General features: G+C 64.3%; 13 protein-coding genes. 9 read left to right on the forward strand and 4 right to left on the reverse strand.

Going from position 1 to position 14,783, the window contains the following annotated elements:
- Nucleotides 1-6: 6 nt before the first annotated feature.
- The 3 genes from apbC to E4T66_RS04025 all read right to left on the reverse strand — a co-directional run bounded on the left by apbC (nt 7) and on the right by E4T66_RS04025 (nt 4,157).
- Nucleotides 7-1,086 (reverse strand): iron-sulfur cluster carrier protein ApbC, encoded by a 1,080-nt coding sequence (apbC, locus tag E4T66_RS04015; RefSeq protein WP_136847627.1) that lies wholly within the window; start codon nt 1,084-1,086, stop codon nt 7-9.
- 165 nt (nt 1,087-1,251) lie between these two features.
- Nucleotides 1,252-2,472 carry a S8 family peptidase gene (locus E4T66_RS04020; RefSeq protein ID WP_136847628.1) on the reverse strand — a complete coding sequence of 407 codons (1,221 nt, stop codon included), beginning with the start codon at nt 2,470-2,472 and terminating at the stop codon, nt 1,252-1,254.
- A gap of 389 nt (nt 2,473-2,861) precedes the next feature.
- A complete protein-coding gene (locus tag E4T66_RS04025; RefSeq protein WP_136847629.1) occupies nt 2,862-4,157 on the reverse strand; it encodes a S8 family peptidase in 1,296 nt (431 codons plus the stop codon).
- A 242-nt stretch (nt 4,158-4,399) separates the two neighbouring features.
- Here E4T66_RS04025 and metG point away from each other — a divergent pair, with 242 nt between their 5' ends.
- The 8 genes from metG to nth all read left to right on the forward strand — a co-directional run bounded on the left by metG (nt 4,400) and on the right by nth (nt 13,159).
- A complete protein-coding gene (gene metG / locus E4T66_RS04030) occupies nt 4,400-6,448 on the forward strand; it encodes a methionine--tRNA ligase (protein ID WP_136847630.1) in 2,049 nt (682 codons plus the stop codon).
- 204 nt (nt 6,449-6,652) lie between these two features.
- Nucleotides 6,653-7,228 carry an electron transport complex subunit RsxA gene (gene rsxA / locus E4T66_RS04035; protein ID WP_136847631.1) on the forward strand — a complete coding sequence of 192 codons (576 nt, stop codon included), beginning with the start codon at nt 6,653-6,655 and terminating at the stop codon, nt 7,226-7,228.
- Between the two features lie 114 nt (nt 7,229-7,342).
- Nucleotides 7,343-7,924: an electron transport complex subunit RsxB gene (rsxB, locus tag E4T66_RS04040; RefSeq protein ID WP_136847632.1), complete on the forward strand. Its 582-nt coding sequence runs from the start codon at nt 7,343-7,345 to the stop codon at nt 7,922-7,924.
- Nucleotides 7,921-10,227, forward strand: a complete 2,307-nt coding sequence (gene rsxC, locus E4T66_RS04045) for an electron transport complex subunit RsxC (protein WP_136847633.1) — start codon at nt 7,921-7,923, stop codon at nt 10,225-10,227. The genes rsxB and rsxC overlap by 4 nt, the downstream gene beginning before the upstream one ends.
- Nucleotides 10,224-11,201 carry an RnfABCDGE type electron transport complex subunit D gene (locus E4T66_RS04050; protein WP_136847634.1) on the forward strand — a complete coding sequence of 326 codons (978 nt, stop codon included), beginning with the start codon at nt 10,224-10,226 and terminating at the stop codon, nt 11,199-11,201. The genes rsxC and E4T66_RS04050 overlap by 4 nt, the downstream gene beginning before the upstream one ends.
- Before the next feature lie 4 nt (nt 11,202-11,205).
- Nucleotides 11,206-11,838 (forward strand): electron transport complex subunit RsxG, encoded by a 633-nt coding sequence (rsxG, locus tag E4T66_RS04055; RefSeq protein ID WP_211242751.1) that lies wholly within the window; start codon nt 11,206-11,208, stop codon nt 11,836-11,838.
- A complete protein-coding gene (locus tag E4T66_RS04060; protein WP_136847635.1) occupies nt 11,835-12,509 on the forward strand; it encodes an electron transport complex subunit E in 675 nt (224 codons plus the stop codon). Before rsxG ends, E4T66_RS04060 begins: the two co-directional genes overlap by 4 nt.
- On the forward strand, nt 12,506-13,159 hold the full coding sequence (gene nth / locus E4T66_RS04065) for an endonuclease III (RefSeq protein ID WP_136847636.1): 654 nt from the start codon (nt 12,506-12,508) through the stop codon (nt 13,157-13,159). The genes E4T66_RS04060 and nth overlap by 4 nt, the downstream gene beginning before the upstream one ends.
- A 7-nt stretch (nt 13,160-13,166) precedes the next feature.
- Here nth and ald read toward each other — a convergent pair whose 3' ends face one another.
- Nucleotides 13,167-14,285 carry an alanine dehydrogenase gene (ald, locus tag E4T66_RS04070; protein ID WP_136847637.1) on the reverse strand — a complete coding sequence of 373 codons (1,119 nt, stop codon included), beginning with the start codon at nt 14,283-14,285 and terminating at the stop codon, nt 13,167-13,169.
- Nucleotides 14,286-14,427: 142 nt separating this feature from the next.
- Between ald and E4T66_RS04075 the strand changes: the two genes are divergently transcribed.
- Nucleotides 14,428-14,781 carry a hypothetical protein gene (locus E4T66_RS04075; RefSeq protein ID WP_211242752.1) on the forward strand — a complete coding sequence of 118 codons (354 nt, stop codon included), beginning with the start codon at nt 14,428-14,430 and terminating at the stop codon, nt 14,779-14,781.
- Nucleotides 14,782-14,783: the final 2 nt, after the last annotated feature.

Raw genomic sequence — 14,783 nt, forward strand, 5'->3', positions numbered from 1 at the left:
CCAAATTCAGTCGTCGACCACTTCAATATCCGGAAACTCGGGCGCCTTGACGCCGTACGCCAGACGCGCTGTCGCCAGGCGGGCGATTGCGCGGTATCGCTGTGCGCTGTTGGATTCCGGATCGGCCACGACCGTGGGGCAGCCACTGTCGGCCTGCTCACGGATGCTCAGCTCCAGCGGCAACTGCCCCAGCAATTCAGTGCCGTACTGCGCGGCCAGGCGTGCGCCGCCGCCTTCGCCGAAGATTGCTTCGTGGTGACCGCAGTTGGAACAGGTGTGCCACGCCATGTTTTCGACCACGCCGAGCACGGGCACTTCCACCTTGCGGAACATCTGCAGTCCCTTGCGGGCATCGAGCAAGGCGATGTCCTGCGGCGTTGTCACGATCACCGCACCGCTGACCGGAATGCGCTGCGAAAGCGACAGCTGGATGTCTCCAGTGCCCGGCGGCAGATCAACGATCAGATAGTCGAGGTTGTCCCACGCTGTCTCACCGAGCAGCTGGGCGAGGGCCTGCGTGACCATCGGGCCACGCCAGATCATCGGCTGGTCGTCATCGACCAGAAATCCGATGCTCATCGCCTGCAGCCCATGCGCGCGGATCGGCGACATGCGCTTGCCGTCTGTCGAAACGGGGCGCTCGGAGGTTCCGAGCATGCGCGGCTGGCTCGGCCCATAGATATCCGCGTCAAGGATGCCGACGCGGGCACCTTCGGCCACCAGCGCCAATGCCAGATTCACCGCGACCGTAGATTTGCCAACACCGCCCTTGCCGCTGGCCACCGCAATGATGTTGCGAATCCCCGGCAAGGTCTGCAGCGTTTTCTGCACCGTGTGCTCGGTGATTTTCCAGTCGACGGAAACCTGCGCATCAATCCCGAGCTGCTCACGCAAGACAGCGCGTACTGCCGATATCAGCGTCTCGCGATAGCCGGCTGCGGGAAATCCGAGCTCGATGTCGATCCGCGCGCCCTCGGCACTCGGCTCCGCGCGGCGCACCGCACCTGCCGTCACCAGGCCTTGTCCGATCAGGGGGTCGACGTAGCCGTCCAATGCGGCAAGCAGCGTTTCGCGAGTAACCGCCATGGCAATCCGAGTACCGGTAGTGTGCGAGCGGCAAAGTCTATCACCAGCACCAGTGTCCGCCTTGGGCACGGCGCAGGCATCAGGCTGGCAGTACCGCTCTCGGCGGCGACAAAAAAGGCGGGCCAGAGCCCGCCTCGTTCAAACCGTGTGCTGCTCGCCTCACACTCAGTGGACGACGTACAGCAGCGCATTTGGAGAGCCGCTGCCAATACTGCTGAGCTTGCCCAGCGACGCACTGCCGACAATCGCGTCGGTCACTTGCGTCGGCGTCGCCGAAGGATTCGCCCCCAGCACCAGCGCGGCGGCGCCAGCGACGTGCGGGCTGGCCATCGAGGTGCCGCTGATCGTGTTGGTGGCGGTGTTGCTGTCGTACCAGGCCGAGGTGATGTTAGAGCCCGGGGCGAACAGATCGACACAGCTGCCGAAATTCGAATACGAGGCGCGCGCATCTGCATTGGTGGTCGCGCCGACGGTGATCGCCTCCGGCACCTTGTTCGGCGAGCCGCTGCAGGCGTCGACGTTGTCATTGCCCGCGGCCACAACAAAGACGACCCCCGACGCGACGGCATTCTGCACCGCCGCATCCAGCGCGGCCGAATCGCCGCCGCCAAGCGACATGTTGGCCACCGCCGGCAGCTGCGCATTGGCGGCGACCCAGTCAACGCCTGCAATCACGCCGGAGTTGGAACCACTGCCATTGCAGCCGAGCACCCGCACCGGATGCACCGTCGCCTTCTTGGCGACACCATAAACGGAGCCTGCGGCAGTGCCGGTCACATGGGTTCCGTGACCGTTACAGTCGGTCGTGTTGGTCGCGTCGGTCTTGCAGCCAATGCCGAGCAGGTTGCACAGCAGGCCGCCACTGTTGGCCGCAAAGTTGCGCCCGACGCCCACCCGGCCGCTGAATTCGCTATGCGCAGCATTCAGGCCGGTATCGATGACGTAGACATTGACACCCTGACCCGCCGAAGTGGGATAGCTGTAGAGGTTGTCGAGGGGCAGGTCGGTTTGATCGATGCGATCGAGGCCCCAGGTCGAGCCGCTCTGCGTCGCCACGGCTGCCATCATCTGATCCTGCTCGATGTGCTTGACCAGCGGCAGCCGCGCCAGCGCTTCGGCCTGCGCCGGGGTCAGTCGCGCCGCGAAACCGCGCAGAACATGCTGGTACTGCGCAATGACCTGCCCGCCTCCGACCAGTGCCAGCACCGACTGCGTCAGCTCCGGCAGGCTCAGGCGCGCGTTGGCGGAACCCGGCGCCGGTGCGTTCAACTCAACGATGTACTGATTGGCAATGGGCTGCGGCGCAGCCTGAACACTTGTGACCCCCATCAGACCTGCAACCAGGACCATCCCCAATCGCAGCGTCAAGCGCTTGATCCGATTCATCTTGTTCCCCCGCTGATTAACGTTAAGACCGCGCCCCTGGCGGGCATCGGAGTCGCGAGCGCCCCCAACGGCGCCCGTCCTGCCGCACCCTAGCCTTCGCCTTTGACCGCCACAACCGTGAAGTCCGCCATCCGCAGCCCGCAGAGACTCAATGCGCGAAATTCCTACATGAAATACGAAGTTGTCCTAGCTGCAGCTGGGGGATTCCCTTCATGCGACTTCGCCTTGCCGCAGCGACCAGGCTTCCGGCAACCGATCTGCCAAGTCGGCCCAAACCGGCCCAAAACAGAACGGGGCGCCGCAACCTGCGGCGCCCCGTTCGCTTACTGCTGCAACGGACGAGTCGACGACGACTTCACATCGTCCCATCGCCGCCCGTGTCGAATGACTCAGTGCACCACGTACAGCAGGGTATTCGGCGAACCGCTGCCGACATTGCTCAACACACCCAGCGTCGCGTCGCCCAGCAGCGTGTCGACGACGTCGGCCGGCGTCGCCGACGGATGCGCCGAAAGCACCAGCGCTGCGGCACCGGCCACGTGCGGACTGGCCATCGAGGTGCCGCTGATGGTGTTGGTTGCACTGCTGCTGCCGATCCACGACGAGGTGATGTCGGTGCCCGGCGCGAACAGATCAACACAGCTGCCGTAGTTGGAATAGCCGGTGTCGCGCGAATCGGCCTTGGTAGCGGCACCCACCGTAATGGCGGCAGGCAGCTTGTTCGGCGAACCGCTGCAGGCGTCGGCGTTGCTGTTGCCAGCCGCCACAACAAAGGTCACGCCGGCATCGATCGCATTCTGAACGGCCATGTCCAGGGCAGCGGAATCGCCACCACCCAGCGACATGTTGGCTACCGCCGGCAGTTGCGCGTTGGCGGCAACCCAGTCGACACCGGCGATGACGCCGGCATTGCTGCCGCTGCCGGAACAACCCAGCACGCGCACCGAGTGAATTTTCGCCTTCTTGGCGACGCCGTAGGTGGTCCCGGCCGTGGTGCCGCTGACATGGGTTCCATGGCCGTTGCAGTCGGTGGTGTCGTTCGGATCGGTCGGACCCTCGAACAGACCCGAGCCCAGATCCAGCGCGCCAACGTTCAGCGGCACACCCAACTGCGCCGGATTCAGACCGAAATCGGTCAAGGCCTGCCCCAGGGTGCCATCATCATTCGGCGCAAAGTTGCGCCCGTTGCCGATGCGGCCTGCGAACTCCGTATGCGATGCATTCAGACCGGTATCGACGACGTAGACGTTGACGCCCTGCCCCGCATTCGTTGGATAGCTGTAGCTGCCGTTCAACGGCAGGGCGCGCTGATCGACGCGATCCAGTCCCCAGGTTGCACCGGTCTGCGTGCCGCGTGCCTGCATCAGGCTGTCCTGTTCGACCAGCTTGACCCCCGGCAGCGCAGCCATCAGGCCCGCCTGCGCGGCGCTCATCTTCACGGCGAACCCGCGCAATGCGGTGCCATAGGTCGCGATCACTTCACCGCCGCCCACCATCGAGACCAGGCTGCGAATCTGCGTGTCGAGGCTCGGGACGATCAGTCCGGACGGCTGGTTCAGAACCACGATATAGCGATCCTGGATCAGGATGCGCTCGGCTGCCGCGGCGTTGCCGGCGCTCAGGCCCAGCAACAGCACAGCCAGTGCCGCGCGAATCGTCGCGCGTTTACGTCGCTTGATGCTCATGAAACCCCCATAGGTCGTTGCAGACATCAGGCGCTGTGACCGCCGGTGCGTCCGGCGACTCCAGCGAGCCTGCGGTTCCGCCCAACACGGAACGGCACCCATTTAGGCAGATTCGGCCGCCTTTGTGTAAGAGAAAAACTACCCAATGCAGGACAAATTCGGGCGCAATCGAACGCCGAACCCCGGGGAAGGCTGAGCATCCCATGCGATAATCCGCGCCCCGTTCGACGCCGATGTCCGCAATGAACCGTCAGATTCTGGTCACCAACGCCCTGCCCTATGCCAACGGTCCGATCCATCTGGGCCATATGGTCGGCTACGTCCAGGCGGACATCTGGGTTCGTTTTCAACGCCTTGGCGGCAACACCGTGCACTATGTCTGCGCTGACGACGCGCACGGTACGCCGATCATGCTGGCCGCCGAGAAGGCCGGACAGTCGCCGGAGGCCTTCGTCGATGCGATCCGCCAGCAGCACGAACGCGATTTCGCCGAGTTCGGCGTCGCCTTCGATCACTACCACTCGACCCACTCGGACGAGAACCGCCATTTTGCCGAGCTGATCTATGCTCGGCTGCGTGATGCTGGCGCCATCGCCAGCCGCAGCATCGAGCAGCTGTACGATCCGGTGAAGCAGATGTTCCTGCCGGATCGCTACATCAAGGGCGAGTGCCCGAAGTGCGGCTCGCCGGACCAGTACGGCGACAATTGCGAGGTCTGCGGCGCGGCCTACGCCCCGACCGACCTGAAGAATCCGCATTCGGTGGTGTCCGGCGCGACGCCGGAGATGCGTCAGTCCGAGCACTACTTCTTCGAGGTCGGCAAGTTCCAGAGCTTCCTGCAGCAGTGGCTCGAAGGCGAGGTTGCGCATCCGGCGGTCAAGGCCAAGCTGCGCGAATGGTTTGATGCCGGATTGAAAGACTGGGACATCTCGCGCGACGCGCCCTACTTCGGATTCCCGATCCCGGACGCACCGGGCAAGTTCTTCTACGTCTGGCTCGACGCACCGATCGGTTACATGGCCTCGTTCAAGGCCTGGTGCGCGAAGACCGGCACGGACTTCGACGCCTTCTGGGGCGCCGGCTCCAGCGCCGAACTGCACCATTTCATCGGCAAGGACATCATCAACTTCCACGGACTGTTCTGGCCGGCGATGCTGCACGGCTCGGGCCATCGCGCGCCGACGCAGCTGCACGTCAATGGCTATCTGACCGTCAACGGCGCAAAGATGTCGAAGTCGCGCGGTACGTTCATCCGTGCACGCAGCTACCTGAATCATCTGCCGCCGGAATACCTGCGCTACTACTTCGCCGCCAAGCTCGGCGCCGCGGCCGACGATCTCGACCTGAACCTCGAAGACTTTGCCAACCGCATCAACAGCGACGTCGTCGGCAAGTACGTCAACATCGCCAGCCGCTGCGCCGGCTTCATCGAAAAGCGTTTCGACGGCAAGCTGGCCGCCGATCTGCATGATCGCAGCCTGTTCAATGATTTCGCCGCCGAGGCCGACAATCTGGCCAGGCTGTACGACGCCGGCGACTATGCCGCAGCCGTGCGCGAAATCATGCTGATGGCCGACGACGCCAACGCGCAGATCCAGCAGACGGCGCCGTGGAAGATGGCCAAGGAGCCGGAACAGACCGAGACGCTCCATGCGGTCTGCACGACCTTCCTGAACCTGTTCCGGCAGCTGACCCTGTTCCTGAAGCCGATCCTGCCGGAAATCGCTGCGCAGGCCGAACACTTCCTCGGCATCGAGCCGCTGCGCTGGGCCGACGCCGGCACCGCGCTGGTTGATCACCGCATCAGGCCCTATGCCGCGCTGGCGACACGGGTCGAAAAAGCCGCAATTGATGCGATGCTGGCCGAGGAAGCCGCCACGGCTCCGGCCGCTGCAGCCAAAACCCCCGCACCCAAGACCGAGAAGAAGATGGACAAGGCAGACACGCAGGCCGCGGACGCTGGCACGATCAGCATCGACGACTTCACCAAGGTTGACCTGCGCATTGCCCGCATTGCCGCGGCCGAGCATGTCGAAGGGGCCGACAAGCTGCTGCGCCTGACGCTGGACGTTGGCGAGCTCGGCCAGCGTCAGGTGTTCGCAGGCATCAAGTCGGCCTATGACCCGGCGACGCTGGTCGATCGACTGACGGTGATGGTCGCCAATCTGGCGCCACGCAAGATGAAGTTCGGCCTCTCCGAGGGCATGGTCCTGGCCGCCAGCGGTGACGCCGGCGGTCCGTTCCTGCTGGCGCCGGACGCCGGCGCGGCGCCGGGCATGCGCGTCAAATAGCCATCGCGCGGAAATGATGTGTGTCAGCGACGCCACGGTCGGCGTCTGCCAGTTTCTACGCCGTTCGCATGGTGTCGCCTGAACCGGCGCGGCCCACAATCCTGTTTAAGGGACGCACCTTATAGCGTTCCGGAATGACAAAAGATTGTTGTACGGCGCTTTGTTGCAGCACACCATGTCGCAACGCATCATTCCGCGGTTCTTATGATCGACTATCTGCTCATCCTTGTCGGCGCAGTGCTGGTCCACAACTTCGTGTTGGTCCAGTTTCTCGGCCTGTGCCCTTTCATGGGCACCTCGAAGAAAGTCGCAACCTCGTCCGGACTGGCGCTGGCCACCACTTTCGTGCTGACCCTGACCGCTGTGGCGACCTATCTGGTCAATACGTACATCCTGGTGCCGCTGGGTCTGGCCTACCTGCAAACGATCACTTTCATTCTGGTGATCGCGGTCGCGGTGCAGACGGTTGAAATGGTCGTGCACAAAACCAGCCCGCTGCTGTATCAGGTGCTGGGCATCTATCTGCCGCTGATCACTACCAACTGCATCGTGCTCGGCGTCGCGCTGCTCAACGTGCGGCAGGCGCAGAGCTTCATGGAATCGATGCTGACGGGTCTCGGCGCCGGCCTCGGCTTCTCGCTGGTGCTGCTGCTGTTCGCCGGCATTCGCGAACGCCTGGCAGTTGCCGATATGCCGGAAGCATTCAAAGGCGCACCCATCGCACTGGTCACAGCGGGGATCATGTCTCTCGCCTTCATGGGCTTTTCAGGCCTGGACTAGGACATGATCCGTCGACTCGCACTGCTCCCATCCCCGCTGCCGCGTGGCCCCTGGTCGTATGCTCGCGCCGGTATGTCACTGGCCTTCATGGGTTTTCCGGGACTCGACTGATCCATGCTCGTCGCGATACTGGCTCTGACCGCATTGTCGGTCGCGTTCGGACTCGGCCTCGGCTATGCGTCCGTGCGCTTCAAGGTTGAGGGCGATCCGCTGGTCGATCAGATCGACAAAGTGCTGCCGCAGACCCAGTGCGGACAGTGCGGCTTTCCCGGCTGCCGTCCCTACGCCACTGCGATCGCGGGCGGCGAAGCCGACATCAATCAGTGCCCGCCCGGCGGCGAGGATGGCATCCAGAAACTCGCCGAATTGCTGGGCGTTGAAGCCAAGCCGCTGAATCCGGACAACGGCGTCGCCAAGGCCGTGCCAACCGTCGCACTGATCGACGAGAACATCTGCATCGGCTGCACCAAATGCATCCAGGCCTGCCCGGTCGACGCCATCCTCGGCGCTGCGCAGCAGATGCATACCGTCATCGTCAGCGAATGCACCGGCTGCGAGCTGTGTCTGGAACCCTGCCCGGTCGACTGCATCTCGATGCAGCCGGTTGCACAGACACCGCGCACCTGGGTCTGGCCGCTGCCGGATGCGGCGCCGGCGCCATCCCCGCGTGCGGCCGAAGCGAGCAGCGCGGCATGAGTCTGATGACTCGGCTGTTCGGTTTCCGCGGAGGTCTGCATCTGGACTACCGCAAGGAGATGTCGACCGGCACACCGATCCAGATTGCGCCGGTTCCGCCGCAGCTGATCCTGCCGCTGTCGCAGCACGCAGGCAATCCGGCCAAGCCTCGCGTCAAGGTCGGCGATCGCGTGCTGCGCGGGCAGACCATTGCCGACGCCGACGGCTTTGTGTCTCTGCCCGTGCACGCCGGCACCTCCGGCATTGTCAGTGCGATCGAACCGCGCCCGATCCCGCACGCCTCCGGCCTGTCCGCACCGTGCATCGTCATCGACGCGGACGGCAAGGATGAGGCCCTGGCCACTCCGGAATGGGAGCCGGCCGAGGACATCAATGCGCTGGACGCACAAACCATTCGCGATCGCGTACGCCGCGCCGGCGTCAGCGGCCTCGGCGGCGCCGGCTTTCCCAGCTTCATCAAGCTGGCGCCCGGGCATCCGGTCGAAACCCTGATCATCAACGGCGCCGAATGCGAGCCCTATATCAGCTGCGACCAGCTGCTGATGGCCGAGCGCGCGGACGAGATCATCGGCGGCATCCAGGTCATCCTGCATACGATCCGCGCCGGCCGCTGCCTGATTGGCATCGAGGACAACAAAAGCTGGGCCATCGCAGCACTGAAGGCTGCAGCTGCGGCGGATCAGCGCATCGAGGTTGTGGTCGTGCCGACCCGCTACCCGCAAGGGGGCGAGAAGCAGCTGATCCAGACCCTGACCGGACTCGAAGTGCCCAGCCGCGGACTGCCGCTGGATCTGGGTCTAGTGGTACAGAACCCCGGCACCGCGCGTGCGGTGTGGCGCGCGATCCGCCATGCCGAACCGTTGACCTCGCGCGTGGTGACGGTGACCGGCAGCGCGGTTTCGCATCCGCAGAATTTCGACGCCCGCATCGGCACGCCGATGCGCTTCCTGATCGATCTCGCCGGCGGCTACACCACGCCACCGGATCGCCTGCTGATGGGCGGCCCGATGATGGGTTTCGCGCTGCCGACGGACACGCTGCCGATCGTCAAGAGCACCAACTGCATCCTGGCGACGGCGCCCGGAGAGCTGCGCCCGGATGAGGATGCGATGCCGTGCATCCGCTGCGGTGCCTGCCAGGACGCCTGCCCGATCAATCTGCTGCCGCAGCAGATGTACTGGCACGCACGCGGCAAGGAATATGACAAGGCACAGTCGCTGAACCTGTTCGACTGCATCGAGTGCGGCTGCTGTGCGCAGGTCTGTCCCAGCCACATCCCGCTGGTGCAGTACTACCGTCACGCCAAGACCGAGATCTGGTCCGAGCAGCAGGAAAAGCGCAAGGCCGACGCCGCGCGCGAACGCCATGAAGCACGGCTGGCACGGATCGAACGTGAGGAGCGCGCCAAGGAAGAGGCGCGGGCACGCAAGAAAGCCCTGTTGGCGGCGAGTCAGGCCGCAGCAAAACCGGCTGCGGCAACAGCCCCTTCCCCCGTAGAGGCCTCTGCCTCCGCCGTCGGCAACGATGACCCGGTGGCCCGCGCCATTGCCGCGGCCAAAGCCAAGAAAGCGGCCGCTCCCGCAGCGGACAGCACGTCCGACGATCCAGTCGCACGCGCCATTGCAGCTGCCAAGGCCAAGAAGGCCGCCGCGACATCCGGCACTGCGGAGACGGACGACCCGGTGGCCCGAGCGATTGCGGCAGCCAAGGCGAAAAAGGCTGCCGCGAACGCTGACGCCGCAGCGACCAACACCAAGCGTGCCAAACCTTCCGCAGCCGATGACGAGCGCATCGCCGCTGCCGTCGCCGCGGCTCAAGCACGCAAGGCGGCCAAGGCTGCGGCCGCAGCGCAACCTCAGGCCACCACCGAGGCAGATGATCCGGTTGCCAGGGCCATTGCGGCCGCACAGGCGCGCAAAGCCGCACAAAGTGCAGATGCCTCAGTGCCCGCCGCGCCGCAAAGCTCCAGCGCCACTACCGGTGATGCTGACGACCCGGTCGCGCGTGCCATCGCCGCTGCGCAGGCGCGTAAAGCAGCCAAGGCGGCTGCAGTAGCTTCCGAATCCCCGTCGGCGCCAACGCCAGCGACTAACAACACCGCGGACGAAGACCCGGTTGCGCGCGCGGTTGCCGCAGCCAAAGCGAAGAAAGCCGCCAAAGCCGCGGCAGCGGTTGCGCCCGAACCCGTGCCCGCTGCAGCGAGCGAAACGAGCGCCCAGACCGATGACCCGGTCGCCCGCGCCATCGCCGCCGCCAAGGCGCGCAAAGCCGCACGTGCGGCTGGAGAAACCCCAACCGAATGAAGACGCTCAGCTCGCCCTTCCTGCCGGTGACCGCCAGCGTCGGCCAGGTCATGCGTGATGTGCTGATCGCATTGGCGCCCGGCGTTGTGGTTTACGCACTGCTGTTCGGCCCCGGCGTCCTGATCAATATCGTTCTTGCGGTGCTCACCTGCGAGCTGATCGAAGCGGCGGTGCTGAAACTCCGCGGCAGAGCGCTGAAGCCATTCCTGCTCGACAGCAGCGCCCTCGTCACCGGCGTGCTGCTGGCGCTCGCGGTGCCGCCGACGGCGCCGTGGTGGATCATCGTCGTCGGCTGCGGCTTTGCGATGCTGCTCGGCAAGCATGTCTACGGCGGTCTCGGCTACAACCCCTTCAATCCGGCAATGGTCGGCTTCGTCGTGCTGCTGATCTCGTTCCCGGTGCAGATGACCGCGTGGCCATCGATGCATCCGCTATGGGACACGACCGACGCCGTCAGCGGCGCCACCGCGCTGGACCACGTCAAGACCCAACTCAGCCTCGAGCGCACACTGAGCGAGATTCGCGGCGACACCCCGCTGGGCCTGTTCGCCGGACGCGGCTGGGAGTGGATCGCGCTGGCCTACCTGCTCGGCGGCGGCTACATGCTGTGGCGACGCACGATCCGCTGGCAGATTCCGGTCGGCCTGCTGCTGGGCATGACCGTCATCGCGGGCGCATTCTGGGCCTATGACGGCGATCGCTACGCCTCGCCGCTGTTCCACTGGTTTTCCGGCGCGACGATGCTCGGGGCGTTCTTCATCGCCACCGATCCTGTCTCTGCCGCAACGACGCCGCGCGGCCGCTTCGTGTTCGGCTTCGGCATCGGCATGCTGACCTATGTGATCCGCACCTGGGGTGGCTATCCGGACGGCATCGCATTCGCGGTGCTGCTGTTCAACATCTGTGCACCGACGCTGGATCGTTATCTGCAACCGCGGATCTACGGTCAGCGCCGCGACAAACCGCAGGCCTGATCCGATGAAGCTGACGGTCGAACAGATGCTGCGCGCGGGAGCCGTTCTGGGTGGCTTTGCAGTGGTCGCCGCGGGCGTGCTGGCCGGCACTCACGCGTTGACCAAGGACCGCATCGTCGCAGCACAGCAGCAGCGCCTGCTGACGCAACTGCATGCGGTACTGCCAGCCGACCGCTACGACAACGACATTGCTTCCGATACTGCTGAAATTGAAGAACCCCTGCTGAATCCCGCAGCTGCGGTCAGGGTGTACCGCGCGCGTCGGCAGGGCCAGCCCGCCGCTGCGATTTTTCAGGTGATGACACCCGACGGCTACAGCGGCCCCATCACGCTGCTGATCGGCATCGATCTCGAAGGCACGCTGACAGGCGTGCGTGTGGTCGCGCACAAGGAAACACCCGGACTCGGCGACAAGATCGACGCGGATCGCACGGACTGGATACTCGCCTTCACTGGCCGCTCGCTCAGTAATCCGGGGCCGCGCGACTGGAAGGTCAAGAAGGACGGCGGCCTCTTTGACCAGTTTGCCGGCGCGACGATCACGCCTCGTGCGGTGGTGAAACTGATCCACAATACGCTGGTGTATTACAGCGAGCACCGCGAGATGGTGTTCGAAATCACGCAGGCGCCGAAATGAGCAGCTACGCGAAAATCGTCAAGGACGGCCTCTGGACCAACAATCCGGGGCTGGTGCAGTTACTCGGTTTGTGCCCGCTACTGGCCACGAGCAACAACCTAGTCAATGGCTTTGCGCTGGGCATGGCTACGGCGCTGGTGCTGATCCTGTCCAACACCATCGTGTCGCTGATCCGGCCAGTCGTGCGTCAGGAAATCCGCATCCCGATTTATGTCATGGTCATCGCTGCGCTGGTGACGATCGTCGAGCTGGTGATGAATGCGTACTTCAACGCGCTGTACAACATCCTCGGCATTTTCCTGCCGATCATCACCACCAACTGCATCATCATCGGCCGCGCCGAAGCCTTCGCCTCGAAGAATACGATTCGTCTGGCCGCTTTCGACGGACTGATGATGGGCACCGGCTTCGCACTGGCATTGGTCGCCCTGGGTGCGATTCGTGAAATCCTTGCGCAAGGCACGCTCGGCGATGGCTTGCATCTGCTGCTGGGCGAATCGTTCAGGGGCGTGCATCTGACCGTGATCCCGCATTACCAGGGCCTGCTGCTGGCAGCACTGCCGCCCGGGGCGTTCATCGGCCTGGGCCTGTTGGTCGCCGGCAAGAACTGGATCGATACGCGCTACAAGGCGCGTGTCGCGGTGGTCGGCGCAGCGCCTGCTGCCGCATGAACGCGGCGAAACGCGCTCAGATCTTTGCGCGACTGCAGGCCGCCAACCCGGCGCCGACCACCGAGCTGAACTACAACTCGCCATTCGAACTGCTGGTCGCTGTGGTGCTGAGCGCGCAGGCCACCGATGTCGGCGTCAACAAGGCCACCGCGAAGTTGTTCCCGGTTGCCAACACGCCGGCCGCGATCCTGGCGCTGGGTGAGTCCGGCCTGCGTGAGTACATCAAGACCATCGGTCTGTATCAGACCAAGGCCAAGAATGTCATCGGCCTGTGTCGCATGCTGATCGAAGTCCATGGGGGTGAGGTTCCGCGTGCGCGCGACGCACTGGAAGCGCTGCCCGGCGTCGGCCGCAAGACCGCAAACGTTGTCCTGAATACCGCATTCGGCGAGCCGACCATTGCAGTCGACACGCACATCTTCCGCGTCGCCAACCGCACCGGTATCGCCCCCGGCAAGACCGTGCGCCAGGTCGAAGACAAGCTGGTCAAGTTCACACCCAGGGAATATGCGCGCGACGCGCATCACTGGCTGATCCTGCACGGCCGCTATGTGTGCAAGGCACGCAAGCCCGAATGCGGACGTTGCGCGATTTTTGATCTGTGCGAGTTTCGCAGCAAGACCGCCCCGCCACCGGCTCCGCTGATCTAGTCTCGATTCAGATCGCCAGCACCGTGGCGGCGGGCACGTAGGCATAGCCCAGTGCAGTGGCCACCGCGTCGTACGTCACCTGGCCACGATGCACATTGAGTCCTGCGCACAAATGCGGATCGTCCACCAGCGCCTGACGATAGCCCTTGCCTGCCAGCGCCAGCACGAACGGAAGGGTCGCGTTGGTCAGCGCAAACGTCGACGTATGCGCAACACCGCCCGGCATGTTCGCCACGCAGTAGTGCACGATGCCCTCGACGACGTAGGTCGGGTCCTGATGGGTGGTCGGCCGCGAGGTTTCAAAGCAGCCGCCCTGATCGATCGCGACGTCAACAATCACCGACCCGGTCTTCATCTTCGGCAGCATGTCGCGCGTCACCAGCTTGGGTGCGGCCGCGCCGGGCACCAGTACCGCACCAATCACCAGGTCCGCCGAATTGACGCAGCGCTCGACCGCGTCGCGGGTCGAATACAGGGTGGCCAGCCGACCATCGAACACGATATCCAGCCAGTTCAGACGCGCCAGCGAACGATCGAGAATCGTCACGCGCGCACCCATGCCGACGGCAATGCGCGCGGCGTTGTAGCCGACCACGCCTCCGCCAAGGATCACGACATCGGCGGCTGGCACACCCGGCACGCCTCCGAGCAACACGCCATTGCCGCCTGCAGCCTTTTCCATTGCATGCGCGCCAGCCTGTATCGACATGCGGCCAGCGACCTCGCTCATCGGCGCCAATAGCGGCAAGCCACCGCTGCGATCAGTCACCGTCTCATAGGCGATGGCGATGCAGCCGGAATCGAGCAGGGCCTGCGCCTGTTTCGGATCCGGCGCCAGGTGCAGGTAGGTAAACAGCACCTGCCCTTCACGCAGCATCGCGCACTCGACCGGTTGTGGCTCCTTGACCTTGACCACCATATCGGCCTGATCAAAAACTTCTGCGGCCGTTTCAACGATGCGCGCGCCCGCTGCGACGTAATCGTCATTGCTGATGCCAATGCCCAGCCCTGCGCCGGTCTCGATCAGCACCTCATGACCATGCGCCGTCAACTCGCGCACGCCCGCAGGTGTCAGGCCGACGCGATACTCGTGATTCTTGATTTCCCGCGGTGTGCCGATACGCATCGCACGGCTCCTCGTTCGGTGTAGACGAGGATTATTTCACAGCGCCGCCGCGCTTCACCTCGTGGATTTCCCTCATTTGTGCGCAGATCCTTCGATGAGCCTCACCTACAATGGCGTCATCCATTCACTCCGGTACAAACCCGTGTCCATGCCGCCCCGGCGTCCGTTGATCAATTCCTTCCCTTCGGTCCTGCTTGCAGTCGGAGTCGGTCTTTGCGGCTATTACGGCCTTGCCTGGTATCAACTGCCGGTCTACAACGAAACCGACTTGGCGGCTTCAACCGAACTGAATCTGCAGATCGACCTGCAACGGCGAGGACCCAATCTCCAGCCGGATGCCGAAGGCCTGGAACGCATGCGCAGTCAGGTGCGCGCGGAAGTCGAAGCCGAGATCAACCGCGAACGCGAAACGGTGGAGAGCCGCTTTGGCATCGGCCTGATCGCACTTGTGGTGGGCCTCGGACACATGGTGTTCAGTCGCATGACGCAACGCTGAAA

Origin of the sequence: Sinimarinibacterium arenosum (genome assembly GCF_005047655.1) — a bacterium.
GTDB lineage: Bacteria > Pseudomonadota > Gammaproteobacteria > Nevskiales > Nevskiaceae > Solimonas.